This window comes from Nocardiopsis endophytica (assembly GCF_027706725.1).
In the GTDB taxonomy this organism is placed as follows: domain Bacteria; phylum Actinomycetota; class Actinomycetes; order Streptosporangiales; family Streptosporangiaceae; genus Nocardiopsis_A; species Nocardiopsis_A endophytica.
Genome location: NZ_JAQFWQ010000056.1, coordinates 25,406 through 44,384 on the forward strand (window position 1 = coordinate 25,406; position 18,979 = coordinate 44,384).

The 18,979-nt window shown below is 73.6% G+C and carries 15 protein-coding genes and 1 riboswitch; of the genes, 12 read left to right on the plus strand and 3 right to left on the minus strand.

Annotated features, from left to right (window positions below; genetic code table 11):
• Positions 1-408: 408 nt before the first annotated feature.
• Positions 409-2,118, minus strand: coding sequence for a polysaccharide deacetylase family protein (locus O4J56_RS18745; RefSeq protein WP_408639140.1), 1,710 nt, complete (start codon positions 2,116-2,118; stop codon positions 409-411).
• Positions 2,119-2,254: 136 nt separating this feature from the next.
• Positions 2,255-2,483: riboswitch (cobalamin riboswitch) on the plus strand.
• A gap of 136 nt (positions 2,484-2,619) precedes the next feature.
• Between O4J56_RS18745 and metE the strand changes: the two genes are divergently transcribed.
• Positions 2,620-4,893 (plus strand): 5-methyltetrahydropteroyltriglutamate--homocysteine S-methyltransferase, encoded by a 2,274-nt coding sequence (metE, locus tag O4J56_RS18750; RefSeq protein ID WP_270687332.1) that lies wholly within the window; start codon positions 2,620-2,622, stop codon positions 4,891-4,893.
• Between the two features lie 129 nt (positions 4,894-5,022).
• On the opposite strand, the gene O4J56_RS18755 is transcribed toward metE, so the two are convergent.
• Positions 5,023-5,952 (minus strand): DUF3558 domain-containing protein, encoded by a 930-nt coding sequence (locus O4J56_RS18755; protein WP_270687333.1) that lies wholly within the window; start codon positions 5,950-5,952, stop codon positions 5,023-5,025.
• Between the two features lie 323 nt (positions 5,953-6,275).
• Here O4J56_RS18755 and O4J56_RS18760 point away from each other — a divergent pair, with 323 nt between their 5' ends.
• Entirely contained in the window at positions 6,276-6,485 is a 210-nt protein-coding gene (locus tag O4J56_RS18760; protein ID WP_270687334.1) for a hypothetical protein, read from the plus strand.
• Between the two features lie 63 nt (positions 6,486-6,548).
• Here O4J56_RS18760 and O4J56_RS18765 read toward each other — a convergent pair whose 3' ends face one another.
• Entirely contained in the window at positions 6,549-7,565 is a 1,017-nt protein-coding gene (locus tag O4J56_RS18765; protein ID WP_270687352.1) for a coiled-coil domain-containing protein, read from the minus strand.
• Positions 7,566-8,066: 501 nt separating this feature from the next.
• Here O4J56_RS18765 and O4J56_RS18770 point away from each other — a divergent pair.
• The 10 genes from O4J56_RS18770 (at position 8,067) to O4J56_RS18815 (ending at position 18,446) form a co-directional block, all read left to right on the plus strand.
• Complete coding sequence (locus tag O4J56_RS18770; RefSeq protein WP_270687353.1) at positions 8,067-9,023, plus strand: methionine ABC transporter ATP-binding protein; 957 nt, start codon at positions 8,067-8,069, stop codon at positions 9,021-9,023.
• Positions 9,020-9,703, plus strand: a complete 684-nt coding sequence (locus O4J56_RS18775) for a methionine ABC transporter permease (protein WP_270687336.1) — start codon at positions 9,020-9,022, stop codon at positions 9,701-9,703. The genes O4J56_RS18770 and O4J56_RS18775 overlap by 4 nt, the downstream gene beginning before the upstream one ends.
• Positions 9,704-9,791: 88 nt before the next feature.
• Positions 9,792-10,646 carry a MetQ/NlpA family ABC transporter substrate-binding protein gene (locus tag O4J56_RS18780; protein ID WP_270687338.1) on the plus strand — a complete coding sequence of 285 codons (855 nt, stop codon included), beginning with the start codon at positions 9,792-9,794 and terminating at the stop codon, positions 10,644-10,646.
• A 228-nt stretch (positions 10,647-10,874) separates the two neighbouring features.
• The gene (locus tag O4J56_RS18785; protein ID WP_270687340.1) at positions 10,875-12,191 is read left to right on the plus strand and encodes an extracellular solute-binding protein; all 1,317 of its coding nucleotides are present in this window, start codon (positions 10,875-10,877) and stop codon (positions 12,189-12,191) included.
• Positions 12,188-13,099 carry a carbohydrate ABC transporter permease gene (locus O4J56_RS18790; RefSeq protein WP_270687342.1) on the plus strand — a complete coding sequence of 304 codons (912 nt, stop codon included), beginning with the start codon at positions 12,188-12,190 and terminating at the stop codon, positions 13,097-13,099. Before O4J56_RS18785 ends, O4J56_RS18790 begins: the two co-directional genes overlap by 4 nt.
• Complete coding sequence (locus O4J56_RS18795; RefSeq protein WP_270687344.1) at positions 13,096-14,013, plus strand: carbohydrate ABC transporter permease; 918 nt, start codon at positions 13,096-13,098, stop codon at positions 14,011-14,013. The genes O4J56_RS18790 and O4J56_RS18795 overlap by 4 nt, the downstream gene beginning before the upstream one ends.
• Positions 14,010-15,476 (plus strand): GH1 family beta-glucosidase, encoded by a 1,467-nt coding sequence (locus O4J56_RS18800; protein WP_270687346.1) that lies wholly within the window; start codon positions 14,010-14,012, stop codon positions 15,474-15,476. The genes O4J56_RS18795 and O4J56_RS18800 overlap by 4 nt, the downstream gene beginning before the upstream one ends.
• A 3-nt stretch (positions 15,477-15,479) precedes the next feature.
• Positions 15,480-16,508 (plus strand): LacI family DNA-binding transcriptional regulator, encoded by a 1,029-nt coding sequence (locus tag O4J56_RS18805; RefSeq protein WP_270687347.1) that lies wholly within the window; start codon positions 15,480-15,482, stop codon positions 16,506-16,508.
• A gap of 343 nt (positions 16,509-16,851) precedes the next feature.
• Positions 16,852-17,127 carry a hypothetical protein gene (locus O4J56_RS18810; protein ID WP_270687349.1) on the plus strand — a complete coding sequence of 92 codons (276 nt, stop codon included), beginning with the start codon at positions 16,852-16,854 and terminating at the stop codon, positions 17,125-17,127.
• Between the two features lie 584 nt (positions 17,128-17,711).
• Complete coding sequence (locus O4J56_RS18815; RefSeq protein WP_270687350.1) at positions 17,712-18,446, plus strand: hypothetical protein; 735 nt, start codon at positions 17,712-17,714, stop codon at positions 18,444-18,446.
• The last annotated feature ends 533 nt before the right edge of the window (positions 18,447-18,979 follow it).

The window sequence follows — 18,979 nt, forward strand, 5'->3', positions numbered from 1 at the left end:
CCCCGAGAGCGAAGGGCCCCGTCCTGTCGTGCAGCCGGTCGGCCGCTGCGGCGGGACGGGGCCCGAACGGGCGCCGGGGCCTCCAATGGGCGCTTCTCGCATGCGAATCCGGGTCCGGCCGGTGGCATTGGCGCTGGCGCCTCAGCGGCGGAAGCGCGGTCACTCCAGTAGGGGATTCCGGGCCGCCAAAGCGGCGTCTGGGGGCGGGCCTCGCCGCCTCGGCCTCACCGTGGCCGCATCCGGACGCCGCCGGAGTGGAAGGGGACCGGGGCTGCGCGGGGTGGGTTGCTCCCACCCGGCCGTTCGCGCCCCCCGGCTCGGCGCGTGTCCCTTGCCCTTCGGGCCGGGCGGGGAGGAGGGGCCGCGGCCGGGGTCGGCCGCGGCCCGCAGGGCTCCTGAGAGCGTGCCCTAGTCCTCGTCCTTCTTGCCCTCGCCCTTGTCCGAGTCCTTGTCGTCCTTCTTCTCGTCCTTCTTGTCGGACTCGTCCTTGCCCTTGTCCTCGTCGTCCTTGGACTCGGACCCCTTGTCGTCCTTGCCGCTCTTCTCGCCCTTGTCGCCCTTGTCTTCCTCGGGCTCGTCCGGTGCCCCGTCGAGGTAGCTCTTCCCCGGCTCGGTCTCGCCCAGGAGCTGGGAGACCGTGACCATCGTGTAGCCCTTCTCGTCCAGGCCCTTCACGATCTCCGGCACGGCGTCGATGGTCGTGCCGTGGATGTCGTGCATCAGGATGATCGCGCCGGGCGCCGCACCCTTCAGCGCGCGGTCGGCCACGACCGACGCGTTGCGGTCCTTCCAGTCGTTGGTGTCGACGTTCCAGATGATCTCGGCCAGCCCGAGGTCCTTGGAGACCGACGCGACGTCGTCGTTGGTCGCCCCGTACGGCGGGCGCATGAGCACCGGGCGCTCCCCGGTCTCCCTGGCCACCAGGCCGTTGACCTCGGTCAGCTCCTTGCGCACCTCGTCCTTGCCCAGCGTGGTCAGGTCCGGGTGCGTCACCGTGTGGTTGGCGACCTCGTGCCCCTCGGCGTACTCCCGGCGCACGGTCCGCAGGTTCTCCCGCACCGGCTCTCCGGTCACGAAGAACGTGGCCTTGGCGTCGTACTCGGCCAGGGTGTCCAGCACCTCGGGCGTGCGTCCCCCGGGGCCGTCGTCGAACGTCAGCGCGATGCACTTGCTCTCGGGGTCCGAGCAGTCCACGTCCCCGGGCGCATCCGGGGCGAGCCGGCCGGGCACCTCGGCCGCGCCGCCGTCCTTGGGCGAGCCGGAATCCTCCAGCTCCAGGTCCGGCGTCACCTGCGTGGCGGTCTCCTGCGCCCGCCGCCCGAAGTCCGACAGCAGCGGCTCGGCGTCCTCGCGGGGCACGACCGCGTGCAGCGCCCCCTCGGAGGCCGGCGCCACCTGCCCCTGGTCGAACTCGACCACGACGTCGCCGTCGGGGTTGAATCCGACCGAGTCGTACAGCCCGGCGATCGGGTAGAGCGCCTCCGGCTCCACCCCGTCCTCCTCCAGCCGCTCCTTGACCAGCTTGTTGAGCTCGTCCAGCCCCTTCTGCCCGTCCAGCAGCTCGGTGGAGTAGGCGGTGTGCGCCGAGGCGGTGTCGTACCAGTAGGTGGAGGAGCCCGAGTGCTCCCCGTCGGAGTTCTTCTCCTTCAGCGCCAGGCGCACCGCGAGGACGTCCGGCCCGGCGGCGCTCAGCGCGCCCTTCACGTCCAGCCCCTCGGCCCCGGACACCGCCGCGCGGTAGTCGTCGGCCTTCTCCTCGGCGATGGAGGCCAGCTCCTCGGCGAACGGCTCGGCGCCGGGGACGGTCGGGTAGGCGATCTCAACGTCGACGCCGCCCTCGTCCTCGGAGCGCTTCTCCTCGCCGAGGTCGGCGACGGTGTCCGGGGCCACCTGTGTGAGGGCGTCCGGCTCGCCCTCGGGCTTGCGGTGGTGCTCCTCACTGCCGTTCGCGTTCTCGCCGTCGCTGGGGCTGCAGGCGCAGAGCAGCGTGGCGAGCGCGACCGGGACGGCGAGCGCGGCACGTGCGGGAAGCGGTCGGGATTCGGCGCGGGAATGGCGGAGCAACGGCCTTCGACTTTCGCTTATATCGGAACAAGCAGGACACGACGGATGGATCATCGCATCCGACGCGGCGAACGGTTCCGGAGTTCGGTCACAGGAGGGGAAAACCTCGGGACGGATCGTCCCAATCGGCTCGGGGCAGCGGGGGAGGGTGGTGCTGCCCCGGACTCGGGGCCGGGGAGGGCCGCCTCCTATACTTCCAAACGCGGTCGGTACGCGCACGGTGAAACGCCGCGCGCGTCGAAAGAGGGAACCCGGTGCGAATCCGGGACTGCCCCGCAGCGGTGAGCGGGAACGAAAGCCGTCATGAGCACTGGACGCGCACGCGTCTGGGAAGCGGCGGCCGGTAGGCCGGCTCCCTCCCCGGCAGGGGAGGGGCCACGCCCGCGAGTCCGAATACCTGCCCTCCGCCCGCGGGCGCGCCGTGCCCGCGGAGGTCCGCGAGCCCCGAGGGAGGGCGGCGACCGGCGGGAGCGGCCCGTGCCCCGGGCGGCCCCGCCGCGCGCTCTGCCTCGCCTCGCGGCCGCACGGCTGATCGACGAGGGAGAGACGACGCCAGTGACGACCACCGTCCACGGATACCCGCGCATCGGACCCGACCGGGAGCTCAAGCGCGCCTGCGAGGCCTACTGGGCCGGGCGCTGCGGCCCCGCCGACCTCGACGCCGTCGGGGCGCGCCTGCGCCGCGCCGCCTGGGAGGCCTACGCCGCGGCCGGGATCGACGAGATGCCGTCCAACACCTTCTCCTACTACGACCACATGCTGGACACGGCGGTGCTGTTCGGCGCCGTCCCCGGCCGCTTCGGCCGCCCCGCCGAGGGCGAGGACCGCGGCGCCGAGCTGGACCGCTACTTCGCCATGGCCCGCGGCGCCCGGGACACCGCGCCGCTGGAGATGACCAAGTGGTTCGACACCAACTACCACTACCTGGTGCCGGAGCTGTCCCCGCACACCGCCTTCCGCCTGGCCGGAGGCAAGCCGCTGGCCGAGTACACCCAGGCCAAGGGGCTGGGATACGAGACCCGGCCGGTGCTGGTCGGCCCGCTGACCTTCCTGCTGCTGTCCAAGCCCGCGGCGGGCGCCCCCGACGGGTGGAGCCCGCTGGAGCTGCTGGAGGGCCTGCTGCCCGCCTACGCCGAGCTGCTGCGGGTGCTGCGCGCCGCCGGGGCCCAGGGGGTCCAGCTCGACGAGCCGGTGCTGGCCACCGACGCCGGCCGCGCCGCGGTCGCCGGGTTCGAGCGCGCCTACCGGGAGCTGGGCGCCTTGGACGACCGCCCGGAGATCACCGTCGCCGCCTACTTCGGGCCGGTCGGCACGCAGGTCCTCGAGGCGTTCAAGCGCACCGGCGCCGAACGCATCGCCCTGGACCTGGTCAGCGGCCCCGAGGCCGCCGACGAGCTGGCCGCCGTGTCCGGCCTGGGCGACAAGGCCCTGGTCGCCGGGGTGGTCGACGGCCGCAACGTGTGGCGCACCGACATGCGCGCCGCGCTGTCCCGTCTGGGCCCCCTGCTGGGCCTGGCCCGGGAGGTCGTCGTGGGCACCTCCTGCTCGCTGCTGCACGTGCCGGTCGACCTGGACGCCGAGACGGACATGGACCCCGCCCTGCGGGCCCGCCTCGCGTTCGCCCGACAGAAGCTGGACGAGGTGGCGCTGCTCGGGCGCGCACTGAGCGACCCCGAGGGCGCCGCCGCCGAACTGGAGCGCGCCCGCACGGCGCCCCCGGAGCCGGAGGGCTTCCGCAACCCCCGGGTGCGCGCCCGGCTGGAGGCCCTCGGGCCTCAGGCGCCCGAGCGCGCCCGCGGCGGCCGCCGGGGCGGCGGGGACGCCCCGCACTACCTGCCGACCACGACCATCGGCTCGTTCCCGCAGACCGAGGACATCCGCAAGGCGCGCGCCGAGCACCGCTCCGGGGCCATCGGCGGCGAGGAGTACGAGCGCCGGATGCGCGCCGAGATCGACAAGGTCATCGCGCTGCAGGAGGACATCGGCCTGGACGTGCTGGTGCACGGCGAGCCCGAGCGCAACGACATGGTGCAGTACTTCGCCGAGCGCCTGGGCGGCTACACCACCACCGCCAAGGGGTGGGTGCAGTCCTACGGGTCCCGGTGCGTGCGCCCGCCGATCCTCTTCGGCGACGTGCACCGGCCCGAGCCGATCACCGTCCGGTGGACCACCTACGCCCAGTCCCGCACCGACAAGCCGGTCAAGGGCATGCTCACCGGCCCGGTCACCATGCTCGCCTGGTCGTTCGTCCGCGACGACCAGCCGCTCGCCGACACCGCCCGCCAGGTCGCCCTGGCGCTGCGCGACGAGGTCGCCGACCTGGAGCGGGAGGGCATCCGGCACATCCAGGTCGACGAGGCGGCCCTGCGCGAGCTGCTCCCGCTGCGCGCGGCCGACCGCCCGGCCTACCTGGACTGGGCGGTGGGCGCGTTCCGCCTGGCCACCTCCGGGGTGGGCGAGCGGACCCGGATCCACACGCACATGTGCTACTCGGAGTTCGGCGACATCGTCGGCGCGATCGAGGCGCTGGACGCCGACGTCGCCAGCGTGGAGGCGGCCCGCTCGCACATGGAGCTGGTCGGGGACCTGGACCGGGCCGGCTACCGGCGCGGCATCGGCCCGGGGGTGTACGACATCCACGCCCCGCGGGTGCCCACCGCCGACGAGATCGAGGCGGCGCTGCGCACCGCCCTGCGGGCGGTCGACCCCGAGCGGCTGTGGGTGAACCCGGACTGCGGGCTGAAGACCCGCGGCTACCCCGAGGTGGAGCCGGCGCTGCGGAACATGGTGGAGGCCGCGCGCCGGGTGCGCGCCGACCTCACCGGCTGACCCGGGGAACGCGGAGCCGAGGGAACCGCGGACCCGAGGGGGAACAACGCGAGGGGGCGCGGGCCGTCAGGCCCGCGCCCCCTTCGTGCGCTCACTCGGTGCGCGCGTCCGCGCCCCGCCCGCTCGGGCTCAGGAGCCGACCAGGCTCAGGGCCTCCTCGCCGATGCCGGGGACGACGTCCTTGACGTCGTCGTACTTGAGCGGCGGCGGGGTGTCCTCGTCGGCCTGGTAGCCGGGCGAGAGCATGTACTCGACGGTGATGTTGATGTTGCCCTGCCGGATCAGCAGCGTGGTGAGCGAGTCCCGGCTCTGCAGCACCTTCTGGGTGCCGAACACCATGGTCGCCTCTTCACCGAGGTCGATGTTCTCGTCGACCTTGTCGACCTTGGTCTCGATGATCTCGCTGCTCTCCTCGGAGGCGCGCTCGACGTTGGACTTGAAGTCCTCCTTGGCGCCCTCGACCGAGTCCGAGCCGCCGTAGGGCACGTCGTAGGTGACCGTCAGGTTGCCGTACTGGTCGCCTTCGCCCTTGACGCTCCACATGCAGTACGAGGAGGTGTCGGTGAGCGACTTGCTGCCGTCGGTGGCGCCGAGGTCGGCCAGGGTCCCCTCGGACACCGAGGAGCAGGGGTCCTCGGGCAGCGCGTAGGGCGGCTCGCCCTGCGGGCCGCCGCCGGCCTGGGTGTCCTCGGTCTCCTCCGGCTCGGTGGGCTCGTCGGTGGTGCTCTGGGCACCGCCGCCGCCCGGCTCGCCGCCGCCGCCCCCGCCGCCGCTGCCGTCGTTGCGCAGCAGCATGAAGATCACGGCGATCACGAGGATCACGATGATGACGCCGCCGCCGATCACGATCCACAGGCCCGCGCTGCTCTTCTTCGGCGGCGGGTATCCCGGGGCGCCGCCGGGGCCGGGGGCGCCGGGGGGCGGCCCACCCGGACCAGGTCCGTACGGGGGCGGGCCGCCTCCGTACATCGGCTGGTCGTGAGGGGCGTACTGCGGCCCGGACCCCCCGTAGGGGGGTTGGTAGCCGGGCTGCTGTCCGTAAGGTCCGTTTTCGCTCATGACTCCCCTCGCCACCTGCGTGACTGAAACGTTTCGTGAGACGCACGACGGCGCCCTCACGGTTCCCCTTCCGGTGGGAAACGTGGAGCCGGGCGCCGATCGCGCCCGTCCACGGGCGTCCCTCCGCGTCTGGTCGGCAGGAGGCGGGCCCCGGGTTCGGCATCCTAGCGGTCGGCCCGGGAACGGGAGGAGGGCGGGAGGGCGGTTGGACCGCATCGTCACGGTTTCGTGGCGGATCCGTGCCTGGCCCGCCTCTGTCGGGCGCCCCGATCGTTGCCGGAATGAGACCCCTCCGCCGCCGTGCGCGGCGTTACCGTGGCCCGGTGACCGACGGTGCAGACAACGGTGCGAACGGCGGCGTGGACGACGTCCCCCCGGACGCCGCGGGGTCCGCCGAGGCGGCCTCCGGCCCGACCGTCCCGCCCCGGAACGGCTTCTGGGCCTGGCTCGTGTTCATCCTGGCCGTGGGGGCGGTGCTGGCCCTGGCCGGCGGCTGCATGGCCTATATGTACGGCCCGCTCTTCACCGGCTGACCCGCACCGGCCGACCCGCTCCCCGGCCGCCGACCGGACCGGACGGACGCGCCCCCGCGCGGCTCAGAACATGCTGATGTGCACGTGGTCGAAGTGGTTCTCGGTGATGGACCCGCGGTCCTCCATGTCCCGCCAGCCCTCGGAGCCGCGGCGCACGTCCCAGATCTGCTGCCGGTAGATGATGTACATGATGCCCAGCCGCTCGGCGTTGTCCTGGGCCCAGTGCGCGATCTCCCAGCCGTGGTCGATCATCTTCTGGGAGGGCATCTGCCCGTCCCCGTTGACCATGAAGTCGCAGGCGCGGCCCTTGGGGTGCTCGCCGACGACGTAGCCGCCGTCGGGCCGGTAGCACCCGTACCCGCCGTGCTTCTTGTTCTCCCCGAACTTCTCCAGCACGATGTCGCGCATCTGCCGGGTCCGCGGGGTGAGGCTGTCCGGCGGCCCCATCTCCTGCACGGGGTGGTCGGCGATGAGCTCTTGGACCTCCTCGCGGCGGCCCTCCAGCTCCTTCAGGTCCTCCTCGACCGCCTCGGCCTTCTCCTCGGCGTTGGCGCTCGCCTTCTCGTCGCGCTCGACCGCCCGCTGCAGCTCGTCGATGCGCGCCTGGTGGTTGCCGGACAGGTGGCCGATGAGCTGGGCCTGGTCGATCAGGAGCTGGGGGTCCTCCTCGACGAAGACGGTCAGCGAGGGGTCCAGGCCCGAGGCGGTGTACCCGGCGATGGCCAGCTGCCGCACCTTGTCCCGGGCCTCCTCGACCTCCTCGCGGGTGGAGTCGGCGCGCTCCTGCGCCTTCTCCGCGTCCTCGAAGACGGCCTCCATGTCGTGCAGCTCGCCGTTGTACTCGTCGCTGAGCTCGTCCGCCCGCTCCTGCAGCTCCTCCAGGCTCTCCGCGGGGCGCGGCACCGGGACGGCCGCGGCGGGGGAGACGGCGGCCGGAAGCGCCAGCACCGCGGCGAGGGCGGCCGCCCCCAGGCGCACGGCCCGGCGGCGGGCGGTGCCGTCGGAGGGGCACGGCGGGTCGGGGGCCCAGAAGTCGGCGTACGGGTCGCCGCCGCCGGTCCTCTCGTCCTCCACGTCCACGGCCTCCTCGGCCCGATAGCTCCGCGGTCCGACGACCGCGCATACGTACGGAGACATTAAAGGGAGATTCGGGCGCACGCCAACGGAACGCCGGTTTGTGGTGAACCTAACGCCCCATTCGTCGGGTTCGTTCTCGTTTTCCGGTTTCTGGTGTGGTTACGTGGGGGGCGTGGACGCAACCGAGCACGCCAGCCCCGCCCTCCGCGCCGAGCCGCGCGGTCGTCGGCTGTGCCCCGCGTGGCACCGCCCGGCAGGCGGCTGTTGCCTGATGCCGGTCTGACACCCCGTCCCGCGACCGGGGCGCCGCGGGGACACGATCCCCGGTGCCCAGCGCGTCGCCGCCTCTTTCCACACCTCCGGTACCCCATGCTCTGACGTGGGCCCATACGCGGGGCCACCGCGGCAGTGCCGGGCCGCCGCCGGTCCGTGCCGCGCCCGCCCCGGAGCCGTCCGCCCTCCCGACCGGAGGGCCGAACGTCGAGGAAACCCGTGATAGAAGCAGTGGACCTGCACAAGGTCTACCCCGTGAACAAGCGCAGGGTCGTCGCCCTGGACGGCGTCGACCTGTCGGTGGAGCAAGGGGAGGTCTACGGCGTCGTCGGGCAGAGCGGCGCCGGCAAGAGCACCCTGCTGCGCTGCGTGAACCTGCTCGAGCGCCCGACCTCGGGCCGGGTGGTGGTCGACGGGCGCGACATGACCGCGCTGGGCGCCGCCGACCTGCGCCGCGCCCGCCGCCGCATCGGCATGGTGCACCAGCACTTCGCGCTGCTGTCCTCGCGCACGGTCGCCGGGAACATCGCCTTCCCGCTGGAGAACGCCGGGGTCCCGCGCCGCCGCCGCGGCGCCCGCGTCGCCGAGCTGCTCGACCTGGTGGGCCTGGGCGACAAGGCCAAGGCCTACCCCGCCCAACTGTCCGGCGGCCAGAAGCAGCGCGTCGGCATCGCCCGCGCCCTGGCCTCCGACCCCGCGGTGCTGCTCAGCGACGAGGCCACCTCCGCGCTGGACCCGGACACCACCGAGTCGATCCTGGAGCTGCTCCGCGACCTCAACCGCGAGCTGGGGCTGACCATCCTGCTGATCACCCACGAGATGGACGTGATCAAGCGGATCTGCGACTCGGCCGCGATCATGGAGTCCGGCACCTTCCTGGAGTCCGGCAAGGTCCTCGACCTCATCGCCACCCCGGGGTCGCGGCTGGCCTCCTCGCTCTTCCCGCTGCCGCCCACCGACGCGCCGGACTCGGTCGCCGTCACCTACCCGCGCGCCTACGACGAGCCGCTGATGTCCGAGCTCACCCGCCGGTTCGGAGTGGACGTCAACATCCTGGCCGGCGCGGTCGAGCAGGTCGCAGGGACCTCCGTCGGCCGGCTGAACGTGCAGATCCAGGGGGAGCGCCGGGACGGCGCGCTGCGCTTCCTCACCGACAAGGGCCTGCTGGTCCAGGAGGCGGGCCGATGATCGACGCCCTGACCGAGTTCGCCGACCGCCTGCCCGGCATGCAGGAGACGCTCTACTACGGCACCCTCGACACCCTGTACATGGTGCTCTGGGCCACCGTGTTCAGCGTGCTGTTCGGCCTGCCGCTCGGCGTGCTGCTGGTGACGACCGAACGCGGCGGCCTGACCCCCGCCCCCTGGCTCAAGCCGGTGCTCGGCGCGGTGGTCAACATCGGCCGATCGCTCCCGTTCATCGTGCTGATGGTGGCGGTGCTGTCGCTGACCCGGCTGCTCACCGGCACCACCCTCGGCCCCACCGCCGCCATCGTCCCGCTGAGCATCGGCGCCGTGCCGTTCTTCGCCCGCCTGGTGGAGACCGCCGTGCGCGAGGTCGACCGGGGCGTGGTGGAGGCCGCGCACGCCATGGGCACGCGCAAGAGCGCCATCGTCGGCAAGGTCCTGCTGCCCGAGGCGCTGCCCGGCCTCGTCGCGGCGCTCGTGATGACCGTCGTCACGCTGGTCTCTTACTCGGCCATGGCCGGGGCCATCGGCGGGGGCGGCCTCGGCGACGTCGCCATCCGCGAGGGCTACCAGCGCTTCGACGACCACTACCTGTGGGCCACGGTGATCCTCCTGGTGGTCATCGTCCAGGCCGCGCAGACCATCGGCGACCTCGTCATCCGCCGGGTCTCCCACCGCTGAGACCGGCCCGCGACCCGTATCACCCGACCGACACCGGCCGTCCGCCGCGCCCGCGGCGGACGGCGACCCGACAGCAAGGAGCACCAAGGTGCGTAGGACTCTGGCGATCATCGGCGCGACGGCCCTGGCGGCGACCGCCGCGGCCTGCGGCGCCCCCAGCGAGCGCGCCGCCGAGGACGGGGGCGGCGACGGGGACGCCACCACCATCACCGTGGGCGCCACTCCGGTGCCGCACGCCGACGTCCTGAACTACATCCAGGAGAACCTGGCGGCGGACGCCGGACTGAACATCGAGGTCACCGAGTTCACCGACTACAACCAGCCCAACACGGCGCTGGTCGAGGGCAGCCTGGACGCCAACTACTTCCAGACCGTGCCCTTCATGGAGGACTTCCTCGAGGGGAACCCGGACGCCGACCTGACCTACGTGGGCGACGTGCACCTGGAGGCCTTCGGGCTGTACTCGCAGAAGGTCGGCGACGTGGAGGAGCTGGAGGACGGCGCGCAGGTGGGCGTCCCCAACGACGCCGCCAACATGGGGCGGGCGCTGAAGCTGCTGGAGGACCAGGGGCTGCTCACCCTCGCCGAGGACTCCGGGGACAACCCGTCCGAGGACGACATCGAGGACAACCCCAAGGACCTGGACATCGTCCCGACCGAGGCGGCGCAGCTCCCGCGGTCGCTGCCGGACCTGGACGCGGCGGCGATCAACGGCAACTACGCCATCGAGGCGAAGGTGGCCGACAGTGCCGAGGCGCTGGCGTTCGAGGAGACCGAGGGCAACCCGTACGCCAACGGGCTGGTGGTGCGCTCGGAGGACGCCGACGACGAGGCGGTGGCCAAGCTCGACGAGCTGCTGCACAGCGACGAGGTGAAGCAGTACATGGAGGAGCAGTGGGACGGGGTCGTCATCCCCGTCGAGGGGGACGGCGGGCAGGGCTGAGCCCTGCGCCGGCCGGGCCCCGAGGGGCCCGGCCCCCCTGGTCACGCTGCGCGGCGGCCCGCACCCCGAACGGGGTGCGGGCCGCCGCGCTTGTAACGCTTGCGTAACCACATACGGCTTGAGGATTGACGGCGGACGGGGCGGCGGCGTCCCCTGTATGGGAGCGCTCCCACGCCGGGGGGAGGGAGCGCCCGTTCCCCGAAGCACCTGCGACGAGCGAGGCCGGACATGACCAGCACCCCGAACCGCGGAGGGCGCGCACGGCGCGCCGTCTCCGGCAGACCCACCTACCGCGCGTCCCTGACGGCGGCGGCCGCAGGCGGCGCGCTGCTGCTGGCCACCGCCTGCGGCGGTGGCGGCGAAGGATCCGACGGAGACGTCACCCTCACCATCGACACCTTCGGCGTGATGGGCTACGACGCCCTCCTCCAGCAGTTCGAGGAGGAGACCGGCATCGCGGTCGAGGAGCGCAACGTCACCGACCTCGCCGACTACACGCCGCAGCTGCAGCAGAACATCGCGGCCGGGTCGGGCGCCGGTGACGTGGTCGCCATCGAGGAGGCCAACATCGCCCAGTTCCTCTCCCAGCCCGACCGCTTCGTCGACCTCGCCGAGTACGGGGCCGAGGACCTGCAGGGCGACTTCCTCGAATGGAAGTGGGAGCAGGGCACCACCCCCGACGGCAAGATCGTCGGCCTGGGCACCGACATCGGCAGCATGGGCATGTGCTACGACACCGTCCTGTTCGAGGAGGCGGGGCTGCCCACCGACCGGGACGAGGTCTCCGAGCTCTGGCCCACCTGGGACGACTTCGTCTCCACCGGCGAGGAGTTCGGCGAAGCCGAGACCGGGGCCTCCTTCGTCTCCACCATCCAGCCCTACTTCCGCGCGGTGATGTCGCAGAACGGCGGCGCGCCCTACCAGGACGAGGAGGGCAACCTCGTCTTGGAGTCCAACCAGGACACCCGTGAGGCCTACGACACCGTCGTGGGCATGTCGGACCTGTCGGCGAACCTGCCCATCTGGTCGGAGGAGTGGAACGCCGGCATCCAGAACAACGCCTTCGCCACCCTGCCCTGCCCGTCCTGGATGCTCGGGCACATCGAGAACACCGCCGGCGACGGCGGCGCGGGCCGCTGGGACGTGGCCGCGGTGCCCGGCGGCGGCGGCAACTGGGGCGGCTCCTTCCTCGCCGTTCCCGAGCAGAGCGAGCACCCCGAGGAGGCCGCGCAGCTCGCCCAGTTCCTGACCAGCGTCGAGGGCCACCTGGGCGCCTGGGAGGAGGCCAACACGCTGCCCTCCACCACCGAGGCGCTGGAGTCCGAGGAGGTCACCGGGTTCACCCGGCCCTACTTCAACGACGCCCCGGTCGGCGAGATCTACGCGACCACCGCCATGGAGCTCGAGCCGGTCTACTACGGGCCCGACACCCAGGCCATCGACGACGCGTTCCGCGCCGCACTGGAGTCGGTCGAGCAGGGCCAGGCCGACGCCGACGAGGGCTGGGACACCGCGGTCTCCGAGGCGGAACGGGCCGCCGGGTGAGACGTCTGACCCGTCTGGGCGCCGCGGCGGACACGAAGGGGGCGCCGTACCTGTTCATCGCCCCCTTCTTCCTCCTCTTCGGCGTCTTCGGACTGTTCCCGCTGCTGTACACCGCCTGGGTGTCGCTGCACGACTGGAGCCTGATCGGCGGCAACGAGGGGTTCGCGGGGCTGGACAACTACGCCCGCCTGCTCTCCGACGAGAAGTTCTGGAACGCCCTGGTCAACACGCTGGGCATCTTCGCGGTCGCGGTGGTGCCCCAGCTGATGCTGGCGCTGCTGCTCGCCGACACCCTCAACCGCGCCATCCGGGGCCGGAGCCTGTTCCGGATGGCGCTCATCATCCCCTACGTCACCTCGATCGCCGCGATGGCGATCGTCTTCTCCACCCTGTTCGGAACCGAATTCGGGCTGATCAACCAGCTCCTCGGCACGGTGGGCATCGAGCCGGTCAACTGGCGCGGCGGCCGCTTCTCCTCGTGGGCGGCCATCGCGGTGATGATCGACTGGCGGTGGATCGGCTACAACACGCTGATCTACCTGGCCGCCATGCAGGCGGTTCCGCGCGACCTGTACGAGGCGGCGGCGCTGGACGGCGCGTCCCGGGTGCGCCAGTTCTTCCAGATCACCATCCCGATGCTGCGCCCGACCATCCTGTTCACCGTCATCGTCTCCACCATCGGCCAGATGCAGCTCTTCACCGAGCCCGCCGTGTTCGACACCGGCGGCGCCATGCAGGGCGGCACGCAGGGCCAGTTCCAGACCGTGATGATGCTCGTCTTCCAGGAGGCGTTCCGCTACGGCGACTACGGCTACGGAGCCGCCATCTCCTGGGTGCTGTTCTGGATCATCGTGGTGCTGGGCGCGGTCAACGCCCTGCTGGCCCGGACCATCAAGGGGGCGCCGTGACCACCCCGTCCGCGACCGCACCGCACGCGCCCCGGCCCACACGGCCCCGCCGGCCCGGGCAGGGGCCGGTCCAGCGGCGCCTGCGCGCGCTGCGCCAGGCGGCGCCGCTGACCTACGCCGGACTGCTGCTGGCGGTGTTCGTGTCGGTCTTCCCGCTGTGGTGGATGTTCGTCATCGCCACGCGCACCACCGACGCGGCGTCCCGCTTCCCCCCGGTGCTGCTGCCGGGGGACCGCTTCGACGACAACCTGACCCGGCTGTTCGGGGAGGCCTCGGCCAACTTCGGGACCGGCCTGCTCAACTCGTTCATCTCCGCGGGCACCGTCGCCGTCTCGGTCGTCCTGTTCTGCTCGATGGCCGGGTTCGCCCTGGCCAAGCTCCGCTTCAAAGGGCGCAACCTCTTCACCGTGGCCGTGGTGCTGACCATGGCCGTCCCGGTGCAGGTGGGCATCGTCCCGCTGCTGGTGCTCATGGAGTGGCTGGGCTGGCGCGGCGAGCTGCAGGCGGTGATCGTGCCGTTCCTGGTCAGCGGCTTCGGCGTGTTCATGATGCGCCAGTACGTCTCCCAGGGCGTGCCCGACGAGCTGCTGGAGGCGGCCCGCATCGACGGCTGCACCACCTTCCGCTCCTACTGGAGCGTGGTGCTGCCCGCGCTGCGCCCGGCGATGACCGTGCTCGGCCTGCTCACCTTCATGACGGTGTGGAACGAGTACGTGTGGGCGATCGCCGTGCTCACCCCCGACAACCCGACCGTCCAGTTCTCCATCAACCAGCTCCAGGAGTCGGCCTACGCCCGCGACTTCGCGCTCATGTTCACCGGCGCGACGCTGGCGACCCTGCCCCTGCTGATCCTGTTCGTCCTGCTCGGCCGCCAGCTCGTCGGCCGCATCATGGAAGGTGCCATCAAGGCGTGACCGCTTCGACGCAGACCCCGCAGACCCCGCACGCCACCGCCGACCCCGCCGGGGCCCAGAACACGGCCCCGGGCGCGATGCCCGACGGCTTCGTCTGGGGGGCCTCCACCTCGGCCTTCCAGATCGAGGGCGCCACCGGCGCCGACGGGCGCGGCTCCAGCATCTGGGACGACTTCTGCGCCCGCCCCGGCGCGGTGCTCGGCGGCGACACCGGGGAGCCCGGGGCCGACCACTACCGCAGGACGGACGAGGACATCGCCCTGATGCGGGAGCTGGGGCTGGGCGCCTACCGGTTCTCCATCTCCTGGCCGCGCGTGCAGCCCGGCGGGAGCGGGGCCGCCAACCGGGCGGGGATCGACTTCTACGACCGGCTCACCGACGGCCTGCTGGAGGCGGGCGTCACCCCCTGGCCCACGCTCTACCACTGGGACCTGCCCTCGGAGCTGGAGGCCGCAGGGGGGTGGCCGGTCCGCGACACCGCCCTGCGCTTCGCCGAGTACGCCGCCCTCATGGGCGAGGCGCTCGGGGACCGGATCGGGCACTGGACCACGCTCAACGAGCCGTGGTGCTCGGCGTTCCTGGGCTACGCCGCCGGGATCCACGCCCCCGGGCGCACCGAGCCCGCCGCGTCGCTGGCCGCCGCCCACCACCTGATGCTCGCGCACGGGCTGGCCGCACGCGAGCTGCGCCGGGCCACCGGGGCACAGGTCGGCATCGTGCTCAACCCCGGTGAGCTGGTGGCGCACCGCCCCGTCCCCGAGGACATCGACGCCGCCCGGCGCGCCGACGGGGTGCGCAACCGGCTGTTCACCGGTCCGCTGCTGAACGGCGCCTACCCCGCCGACGTGCTGGCGGACCTGGCCGGGATCAGCGACTTCGGCTTCGTCGCCGACGGCGACCTGGAGGCGATCGCCCAGCCGCTCGACTTCATCGGGGTGAACTACTACTCGGCCGAGCGGGTCGCGGCGGACCGGGAGGCCGCCGGCGAGGCCGCGGCCGAGCCGGACCCCGCCCTGGTGGGCACCGCGCCGGCGGTGAACCTGCCGAGGGGGGAGGGGCGCACCGGCATGGACTGGGGCATCGACCCGCGCGGCATGTACGGCGTGCTCACCCGGATGGCCGCCGAGGCCCCCGGGGTCGACCTGTACGTCACCGAGAACGGCGCCGCCTACCCCGACGAGGTCGGGGCGGACGGGCGGGTGCGCGACTCCGAGCGGGTGTCCTACCTGCGCGACCACCTGCTGGCGGTGCGCGCGGCGGCGCGCGCGGGAGCGCCGGTCAAGGGGTACTTCGCCTGGTCGCTGTTGGACAACTTCGAGTGGGCCTGGGGATACTCCCAGCGGTTCGGCCTGGTGCACGTGGACTTCGCGACCCAGCGCCGGACCGTCAAGGACAGCGGCCGCTGGTACGCGGCGGCCGCGGCGGCGGGCGCGGTGCCCGGCGCGGGGGCCGCGGAGGGGTGAACCATGGGTGAGGAGCGCAGGCCGACCCTGGAGATGGTGGCGCGACGCGCCGGGGTCGGCCGGGGGACGGTGTCCCGCGTGATCAACGGGTCGAGCCGGGTCAGCCCGGACACCCGGGAGGCGGTGCGCGCCGCCATCGCCGAGCTGGGCTACGTGCCCAACCGGGCCGCCCGGGCACTGGTCACCCGCCGCACCGACACCGTCGCCCTCGTCGTCTCCGAACCCGAGGAGCGCCTGTTCGACCAGCCGTTCTTCTCGGGGATCGTGCGCGGGGTCAGCGCGGTGCTGACCGACCGCGGCCTGCAGCTGCTGCTGGCCACCGCGCGCACCGCCGCCGACCACGAGCGGCTGGGCGACTACCTGAGCGGCGGGCACGTGGACGGGGTGCTGCTGGTGTCGCTGCACACCGACGACCCGCTGCCGGACCGGCTGGCGGGGGCGGGGGTGCCGGTCGTGCTGGGCGGGCGGCCGCTCTACCCGCCCCGGCACCCGGTGCACTACGTGGACATCGACAATGTCGGCGGGGCGGCCTCGGCCACCCGCAGGCTGATCGAGGGCGGCCGGCGGCGCATCGCCACGGTGGCGGGGCCCGCCGACATGGCGGCCGGGCAGGACCGGCTCCGGGGGCACCGGGAGGCGCTCGCGGAGGCGGGGCTGCCGGACGCGCCGGAGCTGACCGTGCACGGCGACTTCAGCCACGACGGCGGGGCCAGGGCCATGCGGGAGCTGCTCGACGCGGCGCCCGACCTGGACGCGGTGTTCGCGGCGTCCGACGACATGGCGCTGGGGGTGCTGCGGACCCTGCGGGAGTCGGGCAGGAGGGTGCCGGAGGACGTGGCGCTGGTCGGGTACGACGACACCGCCGCCGCGGCGCACACCGACCCGCCGTTGACGACGGTGCACCAGCCCACGGAGCGAATGGGGGGCGAGATGGCGCGGCTGCTGGCCGACACGGCCATAGCCGAGGGCCCGGACGCGAAGCCGCAGGCGGTGGTTCTGGACACCCGCCTGGTGGTGCGCGAGTCGGGGTGAGCCCCGCATCGGGGAGGGGCCGGCCGATCGCCCCCGGGGCTGGTGTCCCTCCCCGCCCGCGCCGTCCGCGCGCCGTCCGCGCGCCGTCCGCGCGCCGTCCGCGCGCCGTCCGCGCGCCGCCCGCGCGCCGCCCGCACGCTGCCCGCGCGCCGCCCGCACGCTGCCCGCGCGGCTGCCGAGGTAAGGGGCGTCCCGACGGACCCGGATCGGATCGGCCCCTCTGGACTGGTGGTGAGCCGCTGTGCAACGCTGAACACGCTTCCGCGCAGAGGGCGGGAGAGGCGCGCCGCAGGGCGGGAAGCGGTGCGGCGCGGCCGACGGGATCCTTGCGGGGGGACGGGCTATGGCGGTTGGGCCTGAGCGCTCGCCGGAGTGGCGCCCGCGCTCGCAGTGCGCCATCGAGCGCTGCCGGTGGTGTGCGCGCGAAGGGCCCGCCTGCCGCTTCTGCGCGGGGACGGGGACCTGGTGCGCCGAGCGCCCGGTGGCCGACGGCGGCGTCGTGGAGTGGACCGCCGTACAGGAGCCGTGCCGCATGTGCGCGGGCACGGGCAAGGAGCACAACCCACCGGGCGAGCCGCCGGAGGCACCCCTCCGCCGCCGCGGCACGCCGGGCCGCTGAAGGCCGCTCCCGGAGGGAGCGCCGTCCTGACGCTGTGCGCGTGGGGGACGCTGAGGCGTTACACCCGAGTCCCGACGCCGCGCCCGTGCGGGGCTGAGGCCGTCCCCCGAAGGGAGCGCCGTCCTGACGCTGTGCCCGTGCGGGCCGCTGAGGCGCCCCGGAGAGAGCGCCGTCCCGACGCCGCGCCCGTGCGGGGCTGAGGCCGTCCCCCGAAGGGAGCGCCGTCCTGACGCTGTGCCCGTGCGGGCCGCTGAGGCGCCCCGGAGAGAGCGCCGTCCTGACCCGCGCCCGTGAGGGGCGCGAGGCGTCTCCTGAGGGGGAGCGCCGTCCTAACCCGCGCGTCCGTGAGGTGCGCTGAGGCGTCTCCCAAGGGGGGGAGCGCCGTCCTGCCGCTGTGCCCGTGAGGGACGCGAGGCGTCCCCGAGGGGAGCGCCGTCTTGACGCCACGCCCGTGAAGGGGCGCGAGGCGGGCGCGTCCCCGCCTCGTGGAGCGCTCGCGCGGGCGGCCCTCCTGACCTGCCGCTTGCACAGAGCCAGCACCGCGGGGCGGTGGGGCCGTCCCTCCATGGAGCGATAGGTTCGTCGTGCGGCGCGCCGGGCGCCGCTGCCGCGACGACCACGGGGGACACGTGCGCTGGGTGAGCTACCTTCCGCCGACGGGCGGTTCCGAGCGGGCCGGGGCCATCGACGACGGGTGCGTCTTCGGGCACCCGGGAGGCCGGGAGCTGGCCGGGCTGCTGGACGCCGACACCGAGGCGGTACGGGCTGCGCACCATGAGGCGCTGGAGCACCCCTCCGAGATCATCGTCGAGTTCGAGACCCGGCTGTGCGCCCCGCTGCGGCCGACGGGCCCGGTGCCGATCGCGGTCTCGGGCGCGCCGCAGACCGAGGGCACGGTGGACGCCGCCCTGGTGCGCGGCACCGACGACGGCGCCCCGATGCCCAAGGGGGCGCGGACGCTCACCGCGATGCTCGGCGCTGCCGCGCTCGTGGGGGAGTCCGGACGGCTGCTCGGCTTCACGGCGGCCTGCCTGTGGCGCGCCGACGACGGCCGGACGGCGGCCCTGAGCACCGGCCCGGTCCTGGTCACCCCGGAGGAGCTCGCAGAGGGTGCGTCGGTGCAGATCGAGGCCGAGGTTGACGGCGAACAGGTCACCCGAGCGCAGGTCGCGCTGCCGGACGCGGGGCTGGTGGAACAGCGCCCCGGCCTGGCGGTGAACCTCACATCCGCGACCCGCCCCCTGGAAGAGGGGGAGGAACTCAACGTGGACGCGGGAGAACTCGGCATCTTCGAGATCCGCGTAGGCGCCCAGGCCTAGTAGGCGCCCAGGCCAAGCGCCCACGACGCCGGAGCGTGGCCACCGGCGACGACGGCGAGGCGGGTCGGCGGCCCATGCGGTGGCGCTGTCGTGCGCGGCGCGTGTGCGTGGTCGCCGGGGAGGGGCGGCGACGGCCGGAGCTCGGCGGTTCCCGGGCCCTGCCTGCCGGGTGGCAGGCCTCTGGTGGTGCGGGGGCCGCTGGGCTGGTGCCCCGCTTCCGGGCCTCGGCCGGGCGGCGGGCCGGCGGGGTGTGGCGTGTTGGGCGGCGACGACGGAGGTGGGCGGCCTGTGCGGCAGCGCTGTCGGCTGGCGGGCGTGTGCGTGGTCGCCGCCGATGGCAGCGACGGGGGAGCGGGTCGCTTCCCCGGCCCTGCCTGCCGTCCGTCCGGCCACTCGCGGTCCGGGCGGCGGCGCGGGCGGGTGGGTGCGCGTCGCCTGCGCTCGTGGCGCCCGCACCCCCTCCGCGTTGATCTCGGGAAAAACGCCCCTACCGGGCCGGTTTTAGCGTCGTTTCTCCCGAGATCAACGAGGGG